The following is a 16889-nucleotide window of genomic DNA, read 5'->3' as shown; positions in this document are numbered from 1 at the left end:
ACCGCCCCCACCGCTCGTCGGCCGGTACGCAGCTTCCTTGTCGCACAGTCGTCAACCCCTCTCGGTCCCGGCCCGGCGGAGCAACCGCCGGGCGACGTGCAGGGGTCCGTGTACCCCCGAACAGCCGTTCATGCGGGCCCAGCCCTCCGGAGTGCTCCGTGTACCGGGCAAGCGCCTTCGTACGTAATACTCGACGTATGAGATCAGGCGTTACGCCCCCCGGACGCGGCCCGGTCCGGCGGGATCTCCTGATCCGCCGGGCCACGGCGAGGGACGCTCGCCGGCTCACCCGGCTGGTCCGGACCTCACGCGCCTACGAGGGACCGTACGCCCCGATGGTCGCCGGCTACCGCGTCGGGCCGGACTACATCGAGGCGCACCGGGTCTTCGTCGCCGCCGAGCGCGGCGTCGACCGGGTCCTCGGCTTCTACGCGCTGATCCTCCAACCGCCCGAACTCGACCTGATGTTCGTCGCCGACGAGGCGCAGGGGCTCGGCATCGGGCGGCTGCTCATCGCTCATCTGCGCGAGGAGGCGGAGCGGGCGGGCCTGACCGGAGTCCGGATCGTGGCCCACCCGCCCGCCGAGGGCTTCTACCGCGAGATGGGCGCCGAACCCACCGGCACGGTCCGCGCGAACCCGCCCGCGGTCATGTGGGACCGCCCCGAGCTCCTGCTCCCCGTCGGGCGCTGAACGCCCGCGCTCAGCCGCCGTAGGGGCGGGTGATGAGCTCCATGCCGTGACCGCTCGGATCGGGGAAGTAGACGCCCCGGCCGCCGTCGTTGTGGTTGATCTCGCCCGGGAACTTCAGATGCGGATCGGCGTAGTACGCGATCCCCAGCTCCTGGATCCGGGCGAACGCCGCGTCGAACTCCGCCTCCGAGATGAGGAAGGCGTAGTGCTGCGGAGTGATCGACGCTCCGGGGGCCGTGGCGAAGTCCAGCGTGACGCCGTTCGCCAGGACGACGGGGATGAACGGGCCCCACTCCGGGCCGATGTCCAGGCCCAGCAGATCAGCCAGGAACCGGGCGGACTCGCGGTTGTCGCGGGAATGAACGATGGTGTGGTGCAACTCGACCGACACGGTGGAATGCCTCCAACAGGCATCTCACGGGCTACCTCCACGCCTCACCCGGACGGTGACCGACGCGCGATGCCGTGGAAGGATCTTAGTCGGGCGGTGGGTTCCGGTCGAGTGGGTATCGCGGTCGGTCTTCGTGGGATTGACGACGCGGGGGCGGGGCATCTGTAGGCGACGAATCGAACGGGCGTATCAGTGCTCCCGTCATGTCGAGATGAGGAGGCGCCCGTGTCCGAGACCAACGGCAGAGGCCGCGAGGAGACCGAGGACGAGCGGGCGGACCGGCAGTGGTCCGAACTGCTCCAGGAACTGCGGGTCGCCCAGACCGGGGTGCAGATCCTGTTCGGTTTTCTCCTCGCCGTGGTGTTCCAGCCGAGGTTCGCCGACCTCACCGACGTGGACCGCGACATCTACATCGTCACGGTCGTGCTCGGCTCCGCGACCGTCGCCGCGCTCATCGGACCCGTCACCTACCACCGGCTGCTCACCGGGCGCCGGATGAAGCCGGAGACGGTCATCTGGGCCTCGCGCATGACCGTGCTCGGGCTGGTGCTGCTGTTCTGCACGATGTGCTCGACCCTGCTGCTGATCATGCGGGTCGCCCTCCACAACACCTTCGCCCTCTGGCTGGTCGGCGGGATAGCGCTGTGGTTCCTGGCCTGCTGGTTCATCTTCCCCGTCTGGGCGCTGGCCCGTGGCCGCTCCGGACCCCGCTCGGATGACTCGCGCGGGAAGAGCCCGTCCGCCGCTACGAAGGACTGAGTGCGCTCAGCTCCCCGGGCCGGCCGGACCGCGCACGTCGGTCACCGTGAACAGTGCGCCGTCGGGGTCCCGCAGGGTAGCCTCCCTGCCGCCGAGGACGGACCGCTCCTCGACCAGGGAGCCGCCCTGCCGTCCGGCCGCCGCGACCGTCACGGGAACGTCCTCCACCGGGAACTGCACCTGCCAGTGCGGGCGCACCAGCGGATCGACGGCGGCCTCCACCGCCCCGGAGCTGATCCGGGCCAGCGGCCGCCCCCCGCACCGCACGATGACCTCCTCACCCTCGTACGCGACGTCACAGCATCCGGGGCGTCCGTTCGCCCACTCGAGTACCCCGCCGTAGAAGATCGCCGCATCGAAGGCGTTGCGGGTCCGCAGCCGCAGCCAGGCGTGCGCGTGGTCGTCGGGGGCGGGCGGCGAGGCGGCCGGTTCGGTGCGTTCCCAGAGGCCGAAGGCGGCCCCGTCGCGGTCCGATGCCAGGACGCCGCGCCCCTTGCCGAGCGTCAGGGGCCCCACCGCCACCGTTCCGCTGCGCTCCCTGACCCGGGAGGCGGCCACGTCCGCGTCCGCCACCGCGAAGTACGGCGTCCAGGCCACCGCGACCTGGTACGCCGACGAGACGGCGAAGATGCCCGCGACCGGGATGTCGCCGCGTCGGGCCACGGAGAACTCCGCGCCGAGCCGCCCCGGGCGGAACGACCAGCCCAGTACCCCGGCGTAGAACCGCTGGGCGGCCTGGAGGTCCCGGGTCATCAAGGTGACCGAGCACGGCGCGGCGGAGCCTGTCAGGGGCGCGGCCGAGGGGGCCGTACGGGGCTCGCTTCCGGTCATGGTCCACTGCCTTCTCGCTGGTGTGCGGCGCACGGTGAGCCGCTGCGGTCCAGCACCCACCCTCGGCCGACCCGGCCGGTCGCGCAAACGCGGGCCGCCGCGGAAAGTCCGGTGGGCGGGCCGGAGTCCGGCCCGCCCACGCTGCTCGCTGCCGCTGGTCAGCCGCGCGGATGGTCCCCGTCGGTGCGGGGGTCGTCCTGGTGGGGCGGGAGCGGCTCGTTGCCGTGGTCGTCCAGCTGGTGCGGGGTGAGGGCACTGCCGTCGTCGGGGAAGCGGTCGGAGGAGTGCGGGTCGTGCGCGTCGATGTGGGCGCGTCCCTCCGGCTTCGTGGGCTGCTCGTGGGGCAGCGGCGGCGGCAGTTCGGCGTCCTTCTTGCGCTTGCCCAGTACGAAACCGCCGATCAGCAGGCCCACCACGGCGAGTGCGGCGACGGGGAAGACGATGGCCAGCGCGCCTGAGCTGTCGGCGAGCAGGGCGGCCAGTGACTGCGTGGCTCCGTTCGATGCATCCATGGTTGCCGCATACCCCGGAGGGAGGGTGTCAGTCGGCTGTTCACATCAATTCATGTTTTATGAGTATCTCAGGGGAAAAGCGTTTCGCATGGTGCGAATCGGCTACACGATGATGACCGAACAGACCGGACCACGAGAGCTCGTACGGGACGTGGTCGCCGCGGAGCAGGCGGGATTCGACTTCTCCGTCACCTCCGACCACTACTTCCCCTGGCTCCGCGAACAGGGGCACGCCCCGTACGCCTGGGCCGTGCTCGGCGCGGCGGCGCAGGCGACCGAGCGCATCGGGCTGATGACGTACGTGACCTGTCCGACCACCCGGTACCACCCCGCCGTCGTCGCCCAGAAGGCCGCGACGCTGCAGATCCTCGCCGAGGGCCGCTTCCGGCTGGGCCTCGGCTCCGGCGAGAACCTCAACGAACACGTCGTCGGCGCCGGCTGGCCCGCCGCCCAAGTCCGGCTGGAGATGCTCGGCGAGGCCATGGAGATCATCGGCGCCCTCTTCGACGGCGGGAACGTCAACCACCACGGCACCCACTTCGACGTGGAGAACGCTCAGCTGTGGGACCTGCCCGAGACCCGGGTGCCGATCGGCGTCGCGGTCTCCGGGCCCGTCTCCTGCGCCCTCGCCGGCAAGGGCGCCGACCTGGTGATCGCCACCGAGGCCAAGAGCGAGCTCCTCGACGACTTCGACCGCCACGGCGGCGCCGGAAAGCCCCGGGTGGGCCAGCTGCCCGTCTGCTACGACACCGACCGGGACGCCGCCGTCAGCCGCGCCCACGAACAGTTCCGCTGGTCGGTCGGCGGCTGGAAGGTCAACTCCGAACTCCCCGGACCGGCGAGCTTCGCCCAGGCCACCGAGCTCGTCCGCGAGGAGGACATCGCGTCGGCGATCCCGTGCGGGCAGGAAGTCGACGAGTTCGTCGACGCGGTGCGCGCCTACCGCGACGCGGGATTCACCGAGATCGCACTGGTCCAGGTCGGCGGGGAACACCAGCAGTCCTTCATCTCGTGGTCGGAGAAGACCCTCCTGCCCGCTCTGCGCGATCTGTAGCCCTCTTCGGCCCTCCCGTGTCGCCGTCGGCCCGATGCGGGGTCAGCCTGGAATTGACCCGAAGGCCGACACCCTATGGAAGGAACCATGTGAACAGCACCCCCGAACGAAGCGGCGAGAACTCCACGGCCGACCAGGAGGTGCTGGTGTCACTGAGCCGGTGCGACCTGGCGGACGCGCGGAGCGTGTTCGGCGTGCTCGGCAGCGCCTTCGATTCCGACCGTGACGCCGGCGACGAACCCGAGACGACGAGCGGCCCCCGCCCGACCGTCTGGGTCACCACCGTCGACGTGTCCGAACCGAAGGCCGCCGCGGAGCCCGTACGCCTCTCCGCCCCGGTCACGGTGGACGCCCAGGGCGGCTACTGGGCCGTCGACCGGCTGCGCACCCACCTCACCGGCGCGTTCGCCGTACGCGTCGTCGGCACCGCCGCCGGGGACCAGGAGCAGGAGGTCCGGCTGCGCTTGGACAACCGCTGACGCGTGCGCCGCCCCTGACGGGGGACACGGACGTCGAAGAGCTCGTGAGCAGGGTCGACAGGGCCCGTAGTGAAAGGTGTTCGAGCATGGATTCCCTCGCCCTCGGTGCGGTCACCGCACCGGGACCGGTCACCGTCGAACGTTCCGCCGTGACCCTGCACATCAACGGGGAGGAGACCGCGCTGACGCTCGACCACCGCACCACGGTCCTGGACCTGTTGCGCGAACAGCTCGGTCTGACCGGCGCGAAGAAGGGCTGCGACCACGGCCAGTGCGGAGCCTGCACGGTCCTCGTCGACGGCCGCCGCGCCAACAGCTGCCTGTTGCTCGCCGTCGCCCAGGACGGCTCGGCGATCACCACGGTGGAGGGTCTCGCCGACGGCGGGACCCTCCACCCCGTGCAGCAGGCGTTCGTCGAGCGCGACGCCCTGCAGTGCGGCTACTGCACCCCCGGACAGATCTGTTCGGCCGTGGGCATGCTCGGTGAGGCGGCCGACGGGTTCCCCTCCCACGCCACCGCGCCGGACGCCCTGACCGAGGCGCCCGCCCTCGGCGCGGAGGAGATCCGTGAGCGGATGAGCGGCAACCTGTGCCGGTGCGGGGCCTACCCCCGGATCGTCGAAGCCATCGAGGACGTGACGCCGTGAAACCGTTCGGCTATCAGCGACCCAGTACCACCGCCGAAGCCGTGCGGCTCTGCGCCGAGGGCGCCGGAGCCCGGTTCCTGGGCGGCGGCACCAACCTCGTCGACCTCATGAAACTCGGCGTCGAGGAACCCGGCCTCCTCATCGACGTCACCAAGCTGCCGCTGGACCGGGTGGCCCGCACCCCGGACGGCGGTCTGCGGATCGGCGCCACGGTGCGCAACAGCGACCTCGCCGCCCACCCCGACGTACGCCGTGACCACCCGGTGCTCTCGCAGGCGCTGCTGGCCGGGGCGTCGGGACAGCTCCGCAACACCGCCACCACCGGCGGCAACCTCCTCCAGCGCACCCGCTGCTCCTACTTCCAGGACGTCTCCAAGCCCTGCAACAAACGGCTCCCCGGCTCCGGCTGCCCCGCCCGCGAGGGCGCCCACCGTGACCTGGCGATCCTCGGGCACTCGGCGGAGTGCGTGGCCACCAACCCGTCCGACATGGCCGTGGCCCTGGCCGCGCTGGACGCGGCCGTGGTGCTGCTGGGCCCCGAGGGCGAACGGACCGTACCCGTCACCGACTTCCACCGGCTGCCGGGGGAGAACCCCGACCAGGACACCGTGATCAGGCCCGGCGAGCTGATCACCGAGGTGGTGCTCCCACCGCCGGTCGAGGGGGCCGTCTCCCGCTACCGCAAGGCCCGCGACCGCGCCAGTTACGCCTTCGCCCTGGTCTCCGTCGCCGCCACCCTCCAGGTGGACGGCGGCCGTGTGGAGCGGGCCACGCTCGCATTCGGCGGCGTCGCCCACCGGCCGTGGCGTGCCCGCAGGGCCGAGGCCGAACTGCTGGGCGCCCCCGCCACGCCCGCCGCCTTCCAGCACGCCCTGATCGCCGAACTGGCCGAGGCGCAGTCCCTGCGCGACAACGCCTTCAAGGTCGACCTCGTCCGCCGCCTCGCCGTCGACGTACTGGGCGAGCTCGCCGGTCCGCCACAGCCGCAGACCTCCCCGTCCGCCTGACCGCCGGGTCCCGCCCGACATCCGCACGCCCCCGCCCCACCGACCGGAGGACCCCGCCGCCATGTCCCACGCCCCGCAGCTCACCGGTGCGCCCGTCGTCCGCAGGGAGGCCCGGGACAAGGTCACCGGCACCGCCCGGTACGCGGCCGAGCACACCCCGCCCGGCACCCTGTACGCCTGGCCGGTCCCGGCCACCATCGCCGCCGGCCGGGTCACCGCCGTACGGGCGGTCGACGCGCTCGCCGTCCCCGGCGTGCACACCGTCCTCACGCACGACAACGCGCCCGAGCTCGCCGAACCCGAGGACCCGATCCTCGCCGTCCTCCAGAACGACCGGGTCCCGCACCACGGCTGGCCGATCGCCCTGGTCGTCGCCGACTCCCTGGAGGCGGCCCGGACGGGCGCGGGGCGGCTTCTCGTCGAGTACGAGAGCGCCGAGCACGACGTGATCCTCACCGAGGACCACCCGGGCCTCTACACGCCCGAGGAGGCCAACGGCGGCTTCCCCGCCGTCCGCAAGCGCGGCGACTTCGAGCGGTCCTTCGCCGCCGCCCCCGTCCAGGTAGACGCCACCTACCGCCTCACCCCCCTCCACAACCACCCCATGGAACCGCACGCCGCGACCGCGCAGTGGCAGGACGGACACCTCACCGTCCACGACTCCAGCCAGGGCTCCAACACCGTCCGCGAGAGCCTGGCCCGGGCCTTCGCACTCGACCTGGAGCACATCACCGTCGTCAACGAGCACGTCGGCGGCGGCTTCGGATCCAAAGGCACCACCCGCCCCCAGGCGATCCTGGCCGCCATGGCCGCCCGGCACACCGGCCACCCGGTGAAGCTGGTCTTCCCCCGCGCCCAGCTCGCGGAGGTCGTCGGCCACCGGGCCCCCACGATCCAGCGGGTCCGCCTCGGCGCCGACCTCGACGGCACCCTGCACGCCGTCTCCCACGAGGTCCTCACGCAGACCTCCACCATCAAGGAGTTCGTCGAGCAGGCCGCCGTACCCGCCCGCGTGATGTACGGATCACCGGACAGCACGACCACGCACCGGGTGGCCGCCCTGGACGTCCCCAGCCCCTCCTGGATGCGGGCGCCGGGCGAGGCGTCGGGGATGTACGCGCTGGAGTCGGCCATGGACGAACTCGCCTGCGCGCTCGGCATGGACCCGGTCGAGCTGCGGCTGCGCAACGACCCGGACACCGAACCGGACAGCGACCGCCCCTTCAGCAGCCGGGGCCTGGCCGCCTGTCTGCGCGAGGGCGCGGCACGCTTCGGCTGGGCCGGCCGCGACCCCCGTCCCGCCGCCCGCCCCGAGGGGCGCTGGCTGGTCGGTACGGGCGTGGCCTCGGCGACGTACCCCGTCATGGTCTCCCGGTCCACCGCGCGCGCCCACGCGGCGGCCGACGGCACCTTCCGGATCGAGGTCAACGCCACCGACATCGGCACCGGCGCCCGGACCGTCCTCGCGCAGGTCGCCGCCTCGGCGCTCTCCGTCGACGTCGGGACCGTGGACGTGGCGATCGGCTCCACCGACCTGCCCACCGCCCCACTGGCCGGCGGCTCCTCCGGCACGGCCTCCTGGGGCTGGGCCGTGCACAAGGCGGCCACCGAGCTGGCCGCCCGGCTCGCCGGCCACCGGGGCCCGCTGCCGGCCGAGGGGTTCACCGCCACCGGCGACACCGAGGAGGAGACCGCCGCGGACTCCCCCTACGCCCGGCACGCCTTCGGCGCCCACTTCGCCGAGACGGCCGTCGACTCCGTCACCGGCGAGGTCCGGGTGCGCCGACTGCTCGGGGTGTACGCCGCCGGGCGGATCCTCAACGCCCGTACCGCACGCTCCCAGTTCACCGGCGGCATGGTCATGGGCATCGGCATGGCGCTGACCGAGGGGTCCTCCATCGATCCGGCCTTCGGCGACTTCACCGCCAAGGACCTCGCCGCCTACCACGTCCCCGTCTGCGCCGACACCTTCGACATCCAGGCGCACTGGATCGACGAGGACGACCCCCACCTCAACCCGATGGGCTCCAAGGGCATCGGGGAGATCGGCATCGTCGGCACCGCGGCCGCCATCGGGAACGCGGTCCGCCACGCGACCGGGGCCCGGCTGCGCGAACTGCCGCTCACCCCCGACCGGCTGCTGCCCTACCTCCTGTGATGACATCCCCCTCCTCACCAGGGCGGACAGCTCATCTGTTGCGAGGACGGCGCACTCGGGTGACCCTGATGAGTGACCCAGAAGTGATTGTCCCTCACGCTTCGTGTTCGGGGGTCGTCGGTACGACGGGGTGAAGCATGTGGGCCTCGTGGTGAGGAGCCTCGACGATGACCGTTCCACTCGACCGGCGCTACGCGGTCGAACTGCAGGTGTCGGCAGAGCGCGTTTCCCAGGTGCGGCGCATCGTCGCCGCGCACCTTCGTCACTGGAGTCTCGAACTCCACGTCCGGCCGGTGTGCCGGGCCCTGGACGAACTCCTGAACAACGTCCACCGGCATGTCGGCGACGCCGACGAGTGCGTCGTCGAACTCCGCTGGACCGGACGGCACGTCACCGGGTCCGTCGCCGACAACAGTGCCCGGATGCCCCGGCTGCTGCCGGCCGGCGGCGGGCTGAGCCGGGTGATGGCCCTCAGCGACAGCTGGGGCACCTGCCGGACCACGGACGGCAAGGTGGTCTGGTTCACCCGCTACGCCCAGGCGCAGCAGACCGCGGGACTGCTGCCCTACCCCCCGCCGCCCGGCGTCCGCGAGTCCCGCCGCACCCCGCTCGCGGCGCTCGGGTAGGTCCCCGGCACGCGCCCCGCTCGCGGCGCTCGTGCACGTCCCCGGCAGCACCGCACACCCGGCCGACGCGGAACGTGCCCCGACCGGCACGCATGATCCGCGTCGGCCGGGTACGTGCGAGAGGGGCCGCGTTGCGCCCGACCACGTGGCGCGGCACCGTCGAGACACCGATGCAAGGAGGCCACCGCCATGCCCATCGCCACGGTCAATCCCGCGAACGGCGAACTGATCAGGTCCTACGACGCCCTGGGCGAGGAGGAGACCGAGCGCAGGATCGCCGCCGCCCACACCACCTTCCAGCAGTACCGCACCACCCCGTTCGAGCAGCGCGCCGCCTGGCTGAACCGGGCCGCCGACCTGTTGGAGGCGGACCGCGACACCATCGCCCGCACCATGACCCTCGAGATGGGCAAGCCGGTCACCGCGGCCCGCGCCGAGGCGGCCAAGTGCGCCAAGGCGATGCGCTGGTACGCGGCCAACGCCGAGCGCCTGCTCGCCGACGAGCACCCGAACCCCGACGACGTGCACGACTCCGGCGCGTCCCGGGCCCTGGTCCGCTACCGCCCGCTCGGTGTGGTCCTCGCCGTGATGCCGTGGAACTTCCCGCTCTGGCAGGTGGTGCGTTTCGCCGCTCCCGCGCTGATGGCGGGCAACGTAGGCCTGCTCAAGCACGCCTCGAACGTCCCGCAGACCGCGCTCTACCTGGAGGACCTGTTCCACCGGGCCGGCTTCCCGGCGGGCTGTTTCCGTACGCTGCTGATCGGCTCGGGCGCGGTCGACGCCGTCCTGCGCGACCCCCGGGTCGCGGCGGCCACCCTCACCGGCAGCGAACCGGCGGGCCGCGCCGTCGCGTCCACCGCCGGCGACGAGGTCAAGAAGACGGTGCTGGAGCTCGGCGGCAGCGACCCGTACGTCGTGCTGCCCTCGGCCGACGTGGAGAAGGCGGCGGCCACCGCCGTCACCGCGCGCGTCCAGAACAACGGCCAGTCCTGCATCGCCGCCAAGCGGTTCATCGTCCACACCGACGTGTACGACGCGTTCGCCGAGCACTTCACCGCCGGGATGCGCGCCCTGACCGTCGGTGACCCGCTGGAGGAGACCACCGACGTCGGGCCACTCTCCAGCGAGCAGGGCCGCACCGACCTGGAGGAGCTCGTCGACGACGCCGTCGAACGCGGCGCCACCGTCCTGTGCGGCGGCGGCCGGCCCGACAAGCTCGACGGCGGCCTGGAGAACGGCTGGTTCTACGACCCGACCGTGCTCGCCGGGATCACCCCCGCCATGCGCATCCACCGCGAGGAGACCTTCGGCCCGGTCGCCACGCTCTACCGGGTCGCCGACCTCGACGAGGCGGTGCACCTGGCCAACGACACGCCGTTCGGGCTCAGTTCCAACGTCTGGACCCGTGACGCGGGGGAGCAGGAACGGTGTGCCCGCGACCTGGAGGCCGGCGGGGTCTTCTTCAACGGGATGACCGCCTCGCACCCGGCCCTGCCCTTCGGCGGGATCAAGCGCTCCGGTTACGGGCGTGAGCTGGCCGGGCACGGCATCCGCGAGTTCTGCAACGCCACCACCCTCTGGTACGGCCCCGAGAATTCCTGAGCCCCGAGCCCTCGGTCCTGTGTTCCTACCCCCGAGGCAGCCCCACCCGCGCGCCGTCACCCCTGAGGAGACCTGCTCCGTGAGCGACACCCACAATCCGCCCACCCTCTCCGACGAGGAACTCGCCGCGCTGGACGCGCACTGGCGCGCGGCCAACTACCTCGCCGTGGGCCAGATCTACCTGATGGACAACCCCCTGCTCACCCGGCCGCTCACCCCCGAGGACATCAAGCCGCGGCTGCTCGGCCACTGGGGCACCTCACCGGGGCTCAACCTGGTCCACACCCACGTCAACCGCGTCGTCAAGGACCGGTCCATCGAGGCGCTCTGCGTGTGGGGCCCCGGCCACGGCGGCCCGGCCGTCCTCGCCAACGCCTGGCTGGAGGGCAGCTACTCCGAGACCTACCCCGACGTGCCCCGCACCACCGAGGGCATGGCCGCCCTCTTCAAGCAGTTCTCCTTCCCCGGCGGGGTGCCCAGCCATGTCGCCCCGGAGACCCCGGGCTCCATCCACGAGGGCGGCGAACTCGGCTACGCCCTCACCCACGCTTACGGCGCCGCCTTCGACCACCCGGACCTGCTGGTCACGTGCGTGGTCGGCGACGGCGAGGCGGAGACCGGGCCGCTCGCCGCGTCCTGGCACGCGAACAAGTTCCTCGACCCGGTCCACGACGGGGCCGTCCTGCCGGTCCTCCACCTCAACGGCTACAAGATCGCCAACCCGACGGTGCTGGCCCGGTTGCCCGAGGACGAGCTGGACCAGCTCCTGCGCGGCTACGGCCACGACCCGCTGTACGTCACCGGCGACGACCCGGCCACCGTCCACCGGGCGATGGCCGCCGCGATGGACACCGCCGTGGAGCGGATCGCCGCCCACCAGCGGGCCGCCCGCGAGGAAGGCGTGACCGAGCGCCTCCGCTGGCCCATGATCGTGCTGCGCACCCCCAAGGGCTGGACCGGCCCCAAGGAGGTCGACGGGCTGCCCGTCGAGAACACCTGGCGCTCCCATCAGGTGCCGCTCTCCGGGGTCCGGGACAACACGGAGCACCTGCGGCAGCTGGAGGCCTGGCTGCGCTCCTACCGCCCCGAGGAGCTCTTCGACGCCGACGGCCGGCCCACCGGACAGGTCCTCGCCTGCGTTCCCGAGGGGACGGCACGGCTCGGGTCGACCCCGTACGCCAACGGCGGTCTGCTCCTGCGCGACCTGCCGATCCCCGCCCTGGAGGACCACGCCGTACGCGTCGACAAGCCGGGCTCCGCCTCCCACTCGCCGACCCAGGTGCTCGGCGGGCTCCTGGAGGGCGTCATGGCGGCGACGGCCGAGCGCCGGGACTTCCGGGTGGTCGGCCCCGACGAGACCGCCTCCAACCGGCTGCAAGACCTCTACCGGGCGACCGGCAAGGCCTGGCAGGCCGAGACCCTGCCCACCGACGAGAACCTGGCCCGCGACGGCCGGGTGATGGAGGTCCTCTCCGAACACCTCTGCCAGGGCTGGCTGGAGGGGTACCTCCTGACCGGACGGCACGGGCTCTTCTCCAGCTACGAGGCGTTCGCCCACATCGTCGACTCGATGGTCAACCAGCACATCAAGTGGCTGCGCACCTCGCGCCGGCTGCCCTGGCGGCTGCCCATCGCCTCCCTCAACTACCTGCTCACCTCGCACGTCTGGCGCCAGGACCACAACGGCTTCTCGCACCAGGACCCCGGATTCGTCGACCACATCCTCAACAAGAGCCCCGAGGTCGTCCGCGTCTACCTGCCGCCGGACGCCAACACCCTGCTCTCGGTGGCCGACCACGCGCTGCGCAGCCGGGACTACGTCAACGTGATCGTGGCCGGCAAGCAGCCGACCTTCGACTGGCTCACCCTGGAGGAGGCCCGCGCCCACTGCGCCCGCGGAGCCGGAGCATGGGAGTGGGCCGGGACCGAGGACGGCAGCCGGGACCCGGACGTGGTGCTCGGCTGTGCCGGGGACGTGCCGACCCTGGAGGTCCTGGCCGCCGCCGATCTGCTCCGGCGCCATCTGCCGGAGCTGGCCGTACGCGTGGTCAACGTGGTCGACATGGCCCGCATCCTGACGCACGAGGAGCACCCGCACGGGATGCCGGACTCCGAGTACGACGCCCTGTTCACCCGCGACAAGCCGGTGATCTTCGCGTACCACGGCTATCCGTGGCTGATCCACCGGCTCGCCTACCGCCGGGCGGGCCACGCCAACCTGCATGTGCGCGGCTACAAGGAGGAGGGCACCACGACCACGCCGTTCGACATGGTGGTCCGCAACGACCTGGACCGCTACCGGCTGGTCATGGACGTCATCGACCGGGTGCCGGGGCTCGGCGTCCGCGCGGTCGCCGTACGCCAGGCGATGGCCGATGTCCGCACCCGCCACCACGCCTGGATCCGTGAGCACGGCGTCGATCTGCCCGAGGTGGAGGAGTGGAGCTGGGGCGGCTGAGGCAGTTGGGGCGATCATGGCGGATGTCACGCTGAGCGAGCGCCCCCGGGGCCTGGCCGGCGCCGCGGAGGCTGAGCGAGCGCACCCGGGGCCTGGCCGGGGCCGCGGAGCTCGCCCGGATGCGCCCCACCGCCTACCTGGTCAAACACCCGCGTCGGGTGAAGCCGCCTCCGTACGGTTGCCTGCGAAGCCGGCCGCGTAGCGCCCGCTCCCGTCAGAAGCGCAGCGCCGCCGCGATCCGCCCGTGCTCCGCCAGCGAGTCGTCCTCGACGAACACCACGTCGGCCCCGCCGTCCAGCGCCGCCTCGATTAGCTCGTCCACGATGTCCTCGCGCACCTCCTGGTCCTCGGACCGCGTGGTCCCCTCGGGCACCGGCTCCAGGTGCCCGTCGGTCACCCGCACGGTGCGCTGGAAGTGCTCCTCCACCGCGACCAGCCCGATCCGCCCCTCCCGCACGGCGGCCCACACCTCGTCGAGCCCGCCGGCGAACGCGTGCGCGCTGCGCGCGTTGTCCAGGCGCCCCTCGACATCGGCTGCCGCCTGCCGGGCCCCTTCCTCCAGCGCGGGCCGCAGCTCCTTCAGCACCTCGGCGGGCGGCAGATCGGCCGGCGCACCCTTGGCGACCCGTCCGACGGCGGCCTTCGAGCTCTCGCCGACGTCGTCGAGCAGGGAGAGGGCGGGCGGCAGCCCCATCACGTACAGCGGACGCGGATCCGCGGCCAGCAAGGCGCGCAGCTTCTCGTCGACGGTACGGAAGAAGTTCCGGGTGTCCTCGTCGGTGAACGTGCTGGGAGTGTCCCCGATCCGCTCCTCACGCTGCGGGTTGGGCGGCTCCTTCGGGGCGGTCAGCGGGAAACCGTCCCTCTCGCGCAGCTCGATTCCCCCGTCCGTGCCGTTCCACAGGGTGGCGTGGTCGGCGGCGACGGTGAGCGCCCAGTACGGACGGGCCCGGGCCTTCGCGGCGACGAGGTTGCGGGTGAGATAGGTGTCGCTGAGCACCACCCGTTCGGGCGCGGTGCGCGGCAGCTGCCAGACCTGGTGCTCGTCGGCCGTGGCCAGGACCACCAGCGAGTCCAGGGCCCGGCGCGGGTCCACCTCGTCGACAGCCCGGTCCAGCTCGGCCCTGATGGCGGTGGCGCTCTCCCGGCTCACCCGCGGATCGGTGTCCAGGCGGTGGACCGCCTCCGCCACCAGGTTGCGCAGCCGCACCGGGTCCTGGGCGTTGTCCGGGGCCGTGCGGTGGGTCGGCATGGTCAGGGACAGGGCCGGATAGGGCCGGGTCGCCCGCAGCTCCCGCAACAGGCCGGCGGTCAGGGCGTCCGTGTCCATCGTTCCCTCCCAGGGCTTCGAGCCACTCCCGTATGAAGCGGATGCTTCGACGAGTCAATTCATACCTTTTGATCCTAGGATGGGCGAGTTAGTGATCATGGGCTGCGGAGGTGCGCGATGGGCAGGGCGGACGCGGCTGAGGGACGACGCGGATGAGCGGCGCCGACGCGGTGACCGACTCGCTCCAGGGGCTGCGCGCCGAATTCGCGGACCTGCCGGGTGGCCGGCCGGCCGACTACATCCCCCAGCTGGCCCTCGCCGACCCGGACGCCTTCGGGCTGGCCCTGGTGAGCATGGACGGGCACCGCTACAGCGCGGGCGAGGCCGATACCCCCTTCACCCTCCAGTCGGTCTCCAAACCGTTCGTCTACGCCCTCGCGCTCTCCGTCCTCGGCCTCGACGAGGTGAGCCGGTGGGTGGGCGCCGAGCCGAGCGGCGACGCGTTCAACGCCATCAGCCTCGAACCCGGCACCGGCCGCCCCGCCAACGCGATGGTCAACGCCGGCGCCATCGTCACCACCGCCCTGGTCCCCGACGCCCCCGACGAACCCGCCTTCGAACGCGTCCGGCACTGCCTGGGCCGCTTCGCCGGCCGTGAACTGGACGTGGACGAGGAGGTGTTCGCCTCCGAGTCGATGACCGGTGACCGCAACCGGGCGCTCGCGTACCTGATCCGCTCCACCGGCACCATGCCCGTCGACCCGGTCCTGGCGGTGGACCGCTACTTCCGGCAGTGCGCGGTCCGCGTCACCGCGCTCGACCTCGCCACGATGGCCGCGACGCTCGCGTACGGCGGGGTCAACCCGGTCACCCGCGAGCAGGTCGTCTCCGCGGAGGTCGCCGCCCGGGTGCTCGCCGTGATGGCCACCTGCGGCATGTACGACGGTTCGGGGGAGTGGTTGCTGCGGATCGGGCTGCCCGCCAAGAGCGGGGTCTCCGGCGGTCTCATCGCGGTCGGCCCCGCCCGCTTCGGCCTCGCCACCTACAGCCCGCCGCTGGACACCACCGGCACCTCGGTCCGCGGCCACGCCGCACTCGGCGCGCTCTCGAGGCGGTACGGACTCCACCTGATGCTCAACCCCGCGCTCCCCGGCTCCACCGTCAGCCTCGTCACCACCGCCGACGACCTGCCGTCGGCGCCGTCGGCCGAGCACGAGAGGGCCCTGCACGAGAAGGTCGGCGTGGTCGTGGCGCAGGGGGCCATCGACTTCACGGCGGCCGAGCGCGTGCTGTACGCGCTGGACGAGTCGGGGCCCGAGCAGAGCGGCTCCGTCGTCCTGGACCTGCACGACGTCACCTCCGTGGACTCCGTCGCCCTGTCGATGCTGCACAGCGGTCTCGCCCGGCTCTCCACCGACGGCCGGCGCGCCGCGGTCGTCGACCCACGCGCTGTGCTCGGCCCGCCGGACGTCGTCCGGGACGGCACCGGCCAGGACCTGCCGCGCTACGCCACCCGCGAGGCGGCGGTGGCAGGCTGCGCGCAGGCCCTGGCCGGGGAGGGCTGGGACGGGACCGGGACTACCAGATGGCCCCGACCCACTCGGGGTGGTCGATGAACGGGTTCCGGTTGTGCTGGAACTGCTCGAATATGACGTCGTTACGGCGCTTCTCGAAGGCGTCCGGCGGGTCCTCCTGGCTCCACTGCTTCAGCACGGACAGCTTCCCCATCTTCGGGGCGGAGCCGTTGTTCACCCGGTCGTTGGGTTCGAGGTCGGCGAAGGAGTCGGTGCCCTCGTACCGCACCGCCATGTAGAGGATCATGCGGGCGACGTCACCCTTGACCGCGTCGCGCGGTTCGAAGGAGTCGCCGTCGGTGCGGTTGCCGGGTGCCTCACCCAGTTGGCCGCCGCCGTTGTCGAAGTCCTTGTTGCCCCGGGTGGAGTTGACCGAGACGTCCTCGGGGCGCAGATGGTGGATGTCGGTGCCCGGGCCCGTGGCCGTACCGAAGTCGCCGTGCGACTTGGCCCAGACGTGCTCGCGGTTCCACTGGTCGGCGTTTCCGCCGTTGTCGTTCTTGGACTGGGAGCGCCCGGTGTAGAGGAGGACCACGTTGGAGGAGTTGGCGGGGTCCTCGTCGGTGGCCTTGAGCGCGTCCCACACCTGGCCGTAGGAGAGCTTGGTCTGGTCGCTGATGATCGTGTGCAGTGCGGCCTTGAGCTCGGTGCCGGTCTTGCCCAGGGCGTCCTGGTAGTACGTGTCGTCGAGCGCGGCGGCGAGGGTGGCGGGACGGTCCGGCGGAGTGTCGGCGGGTGCGGTTGCCGCGGTGCCCGCGAGGACGGTGGCGGCGGCCGCGGTGGCCAGCAGCGGACGCGCGTAGAACAGGTGGCGACGGGACATGTGGGG

The 16889-nt window shown here is 72.3% G+C and carries 16 protein-coding genes; 11 read left to right on the top strand and 5 right to left on the bottom strand.

What is annotated here, in order from left to right:
* The first annotated feature begins 197 nt into the window (after positions 1-197).
* Positions 198-692 carry a GNAT family N-acetyltransferase gene (locus ACIQAK_RS17340; protein WP_366389510.1) on the top strand — a complete coding sequence of 165 codons (495 nt, stop codon included), beginning with the start codon at positions 198-200 and terminating at the stop codon, positions 690-692.
* Between the two features lie 10 nt (positions 693-702).
* On the opposite strand, the gene ACIQAK_RS17335 is transcribed toward ACIQAK_RS17340, so the two are convergent.
* Complete coding sequence (locus ACIQAK_RS17335; protein ID WP_366389511.1) at positions 703-1083, bottom strand: VOC family protein; 381 nt, start codon at positions 1081-1083, stop codon at positions 703-705.
* 225 nt (positions 1084-1308) lie between these two features.
* Between ACIQAK_RS17335 and ACIQAK_RS17330 the strand changes: the two genes are divergently transcribed.
* Positions 1309-1842 carry a DUF6328 family protein gene (locus tag ACIQAK_RS17330; RefSeq protein ID WP_366389512.1) on the top strand — a complete coding sequence of 178 codons (534 nt, stop codon included), beginning with the start codon at positions 1309-1311 and terminating at the stop codon, positions 1840-1842.
* Between the two features lie 6 nt (positions 1843-1848).
* On the opposite strand, the gene ACIQAK_RS17325 is transcribed toward ACIQAK_RS17330, so the two are convergent.
* Both ACIQAK_RS17325 and ACIQAK_RS17320 read right to left on the bottom strand, forming a co-directional pair.
* Complete coding sequence (locus ACIQAK_RS17325; protein WP_366389513.1) at positions 1849-2673, bottom strand: VOC family protein; 825 nt, start codon at positions 2671-2673, stop codon at positions 1849-1851.
* A 158-nt stretch (positions 2674-2831) separates the two neighbouring features.
* The gene (locus ACIQAK_RS17320) at positions 2832-3185 is read right to left on the bottom strand and encodes a DUF6479 family protein (protein WP_366389514.1); all 354 of its coding nucleotides are present in this window, start codon (positions 3183-3185) and stop codon (positions 2832-2834) included.
* Between the two features lie 88 nt (positions 3186-3273).
* Here ACIQAK_RS17320 and ACIQAK_RS17315 point away from each other — a divergent pair, with 88 nt between their 5' ends.
* The 8 genes from ACIQAK_RS17315 (at position 3274) to ACIQAK_RS17280 (ending at position 13216) form a co-directional block, all read left to right on the top strand.
* Complete coding sequence (locus ACIQAK_RS17315) at positions 3274-4239, top strand: LLM class F420-dependent oxidoreductase (protein WP_366389515.1); 966 nt, start codon at positions 3274-3276, stop codon at positions 4237-4239.
* 89 nt (positions 4240-4328) lie between these two features.
* Complete coding sequence (locus tag ACIQAK_RS17310) at positions 4329-4718, top strand: hypothetical protein (protein WP_366389516.1); 390 nt, start codon at positions 4329-4331, stop codon at positions 4716-4718.
* 86 nt (positions 4719-4804) lie between these two features.
* A complete protein-coding gene (locus ACIQAK_RS17305) occupies positions 4805-5365 on the top strand; it encodes a 2Fe-2S iron-sulfur cluster-binding protein (protein WP_366389517.1) in 561 nt (186 codons plus the stop codon).
* On the top strand, positions 5362-6372 hold the full coding sequence (locus ACIQAK_RS17300; protein ID WP_366389518.1) for a xanthine dehydrogenase family protein subunit M: 1011 nt from the start codon (positions 5362-5364) through the stop codon (positions 6370-6372). Before ACIQAK_RS17305 ends, ACIQAK_RS17300 begins: the two co-directional genes overlap by 4 nt.
* Before the next feature lie 61 nt (positions 6373-6433).
* A complete protein-coding gene (locus tag ACIQAK_RS17295; protein ID WP_366389519.1) occupies positions 6434-8530 on the top strand; it encodes a xanthine dehydrogenase family protein molybdopterin-binding subunit in 2097 nt (698 codons plus the stop codon).
* A 167-nt stretch (positions 8531-8697) separates the two neighbouring features.
* Complete coding sequence (locus ACIQAK_RS17290) at positions 8698-9156, top strand: ATP-binding protein (RefSeq protein WP_366389520.1); 459 nt, start codon at positions 8698-8700, stop codon at positions 9154-9156.
* 189 nt (positions 9157-9345) lie between these two features.
* A complete protein-coding gene (locus ACIQAK_RS17285; protein ID WP_366389521.1) occupies positions 9346-10758 on the top strand; it encodes an NADP-dependent succinic semialdehyde dehydrogenase in 1413 nt (470 codons plus the stop codon).
* A gap of 79 nt (positions 10759-10837) precedes the next feature.
* Positions 10838-13216 carry a phosphoketolase family protein gene (locus tag ACIQAK_RS17280; protein WP_366389522.1) on the top strand — a complete coding sequence of 793 codons (2379 nt, stop codon included), beginning with the start codon at positions 10838-10840 and terminating at the stop codon, positions 13214-13216.
* Positions 13217-13430: 214 nt separating this feature from the next.
* On the opposite strand, the gene ACIQAK_RS17275 is transcribed toward ACIQAK_RS17280, so the two are convergent.
* Positions 13431-14546 (bottom strand): chemotaxis protein, encoded by a 1116-nt coding sequence (locus tag ACIQAK_RS17275; protein ID WP_366389523.1) that lies wholly within the window; start codon positions 14544-14546, stop codon positions 13431-13433.
* Positions 14547-14698: 152 nt separating this feature from the next.
* On the opposite strand from ACIQAK_RS17275, the gene glsA reads away from it, so the two are divergent.
* Positions 14699-16102 (top strand): glutaminase A, encoded by a 1404-nt coding sequence (gene glsA / locus ACIQAK_RS17270; RefSeq protein ID WP_366389524.1) that lies wholly within the window; start codon positions 14699-14701, stop codon positions 16100-16102.
* Here glsA and ACIQAK_RS17265 read toward each other — a convergent pair.
* Complete coding sequence (locus ACIQAK_RS17265; protein ID WP_366389525.1) at positions 16065-16883, bottom strand: endonuclease; 819 nt, start codon at positions 16881-16883, stop codon at positions 16065-16067. The genes glsA and ACIQAK_RS17265 overlap by 38 nt on opposite strands.
* Positions 16884-16889: the final 6 nt, after the last annotated feature.

The sequence above is a fragment of the Streptomyces sp. NPDC088706 genome, from assembly GCF_044752765.1.
In the GTDB taxonomy this organism is placed as follows: Bacteria; Actinomycetota; Actinomycetes; order Streptomycetales; family Streptomycetaceae; genus Streptomyces.
This window is presented reverse-complemented; position numbering and strand designations above follow the sequence as displayed.